The sequence below is a fragment of the Streptomyces sp. NPDC057654 genome (assembly GCF_042800135.1).
GTDB lineage: Bacteria > Actinomycetota > Actinomycetes > Streptomycetales > Streptomycetaceae > Streptomyces.
Window position 1 is genome coordinate 1 of record NZ_JBHVHQ010001125.1, and the last position, 2,269, is coordinate 2,269.

The 2,269-nt window shown below is 64.9% G+C and carries 3 protein-coding genes; 2 read left to right on the plus strand and 1 reads right to left on the minus strand.

The features are described from left to right. Nucleotides 1-246: 246 nt before the first annotated feature. Nucleotides 247-744: an ATP-binding protein gene (locus ACFU99_RS41195; protein ID WP_384403198.1), complete on the minus strand. Its 498-nt coding sequence runs from the start codon at nt 742-744 to the stop codon at nt 247-249. Between the two features lie 426 nt (nt 745-1,170). On the opposite strand from ACFU99_RS41195, the gene ACFU99_RS41200 reads away from it, so the two are divergent. Together ACFU99_RS41200 and ACFU99_RS41205 are read left to right on the plus strand one after the other, a co-directional pair. Continuing rightward, nucleotides 1,171-2,052: a helix-turn-helix domain-containing protein gene (locus tag ACFU99_RS41200; RefSeq protein WP_384403202.1), complete on the plus strand. Its 882-nt coding sequence runs from the start codon at nt 1,171-1,173 to the stop codon at nt 2,050-2,052. An 11-nt stretch (nt 2,053-2,063) separates the two neighbouring features. Then, nucleotides 2,064-2,243 carry a DUF397 domain-containing protein gene (locus tag ACFU99_RS41205; protein WP_384403205.1) on the plus strand — a complete coding sequence of 60 codons (180 nt, stop codon included), beginning with the start codon at nt 2,064-2,066 and terminating at the stop codon, nt 2,241-2,243. Nucleotides 2,244-2,269 lie beyond the last annotated feature (26 nt).

The window sequence follows — 2,269 nt, forward strand, 5'->3', positions numbered from 1 at the left end:
CCTGTGCGGGGCGGGAGGGACCGGCCGGCCGTCACGCCGTAGGAGCTGCCGGCACGCGGGGCGCTCACTACGGGACGGCCGTCTATGGGGCGGGCGGCGAATCCCGTGCCCGCAGGCTGTCCATGATCGGTGGGAGGTCCTGTCGGCCGATGAACCGTCGGCGGGCGGGGACCGTCGCCTTGCGCGGTATGCGCCGAGGGGAGTCGGCGGTACCGGGCGTACGGGGGTGGACGAGTTCGATGGTCATCATCGATGTCCGTTCTTCGGCACGGTGATCGTGGCGTAGGTGCACGTCCCGTCGTCGCTGGTCCCCCAGGTGTCGGCCAGCTCCTTGACCAGGATCAGACCCCGGCCGCGCTCATCGTCGGGGCCTGGCTTCTGGAGTACCGGGCGGGCCGGGGTGCCGTCGCCGACGACGATGTGCAGCTTGTTGGCGGCGTACGTCATGCCGAGGCTGACAACGTTGCCGTCACCATGGACCACGGTATTGGTGACCAGCTCGCTGACGACCAGCAACGCGTTGTCGGCGACGGACTCCAGGCCCCAGCGAGCGAACACGAAGGCGCACGCCGTGCGGTGCATGCTGACCATCGCCGGGACGGCCTCGGTCGCCAGACCCAACGTGCGATAGCTCGGCGTAGGTGTCCGCGAGGGGTCGGGCACCTTCGGGCTCCTTGCGTAGGGGGTGGGGCCTTCCTCGCGGCGGGGTGTGGCAGCGAGGGCGGTTTCCTCCAGCACGGTCATGCGAGGTTCCTCCACGGCGATACGGGTGGTTCCGGCCCAGAGGCGGGGGTGCACAGCGATCACGCACCGCTCGCTGGTTGCCCTCTGCGAGGAATTTCAGCGAGTCGGTCACCTTCCACAGCGCGCTGAACCCCTCAACACTGTTCACGATTAGCGCAGTTGACCGTCAGAGTCAGAATCTCGGTGCTGTCATCCGGCGTCCGTCGGTTGCTCAACTACACTCATGCATGTGCGAGTTACTGTGCAAGCTCAAAAGGCGAGTACTGGAAATTGGCACATGCCAGCTCACCAGCAAGGGCATTGTCAGCGGCCTACAAGGGCATGACCATGGGGGTACTGGGGATGTCATCACCAGGGACACGAGGCGCGTCGGCACCCCACACAGGCCGCAGTGACCACCAACAGGTTTCAGGAGGGGAAGGCAAGGTGGCTGCAAAGCGAGGGCCGACATTCCGGCGCCGAGAGCTGGGAAGGGAGCTGCGCAAACTCCGCGAGGAGAATGCGCTCACGCTCCAGGGTGTGGCCGATGATTTGGGCTTCTCGCACACCAAACTGGCTCGGGTAGAGGTAGGGGCCAACGACCTCCCGCGTACGGGGGACCTGGAAGCCCTCATGGACCTGTACGGCGTGTACGACAAGGACGACCGCGAGACACTGATCCAGCTTCACCGGGAGTCGCTGAGCAAGGACCCGTGGACGCCGTACAAGCAGTACATGCCGTCGAAGATGCCGGTCTACCGAGGACTGGAAGAAGCCGCGCACACCATGCGCGCCTACCAGCCGGACGTAGTATTCGGTCTCTTGCAGACGGAGAAGTACGCGCGCGCCCTCTTCCAGGCAGCGAAGCCCGTGGACGAAACCACGAGCGAGTTCGTCGAGACCAACACGCGGCTGCGAATGGAGCGCAAGGAGCTCATCACACGCACCGACAACCCACTGTTGCTCAAGGTGATCTTGGACGAATCCGCCGTTCGTCGCCTGGTGGCCGGGCCAGAGGTGATGAAGGAGCAGTACGCCGAGATCGTTGAACTCGGACGGCTCGACAACGTGACCATCCAGATTCTCCCGAACCTGGTGGTGACCTACCGAGCCCCGAGCAACTTCGCCGTCTTGGACTTCCCGGACCTGGACTCGGTCGTGCAAACGGACATGCCGACCACCATCAGCGTCACCGACGAGCAGCGCGAGGTAGGCAAGGGCAACCGCCGCTTCGACGCCATGCGCGAGAGCGCCATGGCACCGGCCGAGACACCCACAGTTCTGCACCGACTCACGCAAGAATGGACACAGCCATCAATACTCACCTGACGGCCCCCGACATGGCCGATGAAGCAGCCTGGTTCAAATCGTCGTACAGCAACGACCAGGGCGGCTCGTGCGTCGAAATAGCGGACTGCACCTCTGCCGTTCGCGTCCGGGACTCCAAGGACACGACCATCCCCGGCTTGACGGTCTCCAAGGACGCGTGGGCATCCTTCATCGCCAGCGTTCAGGGGTAGCCAGCCCTCGTGTCCAGCAGGTGCCC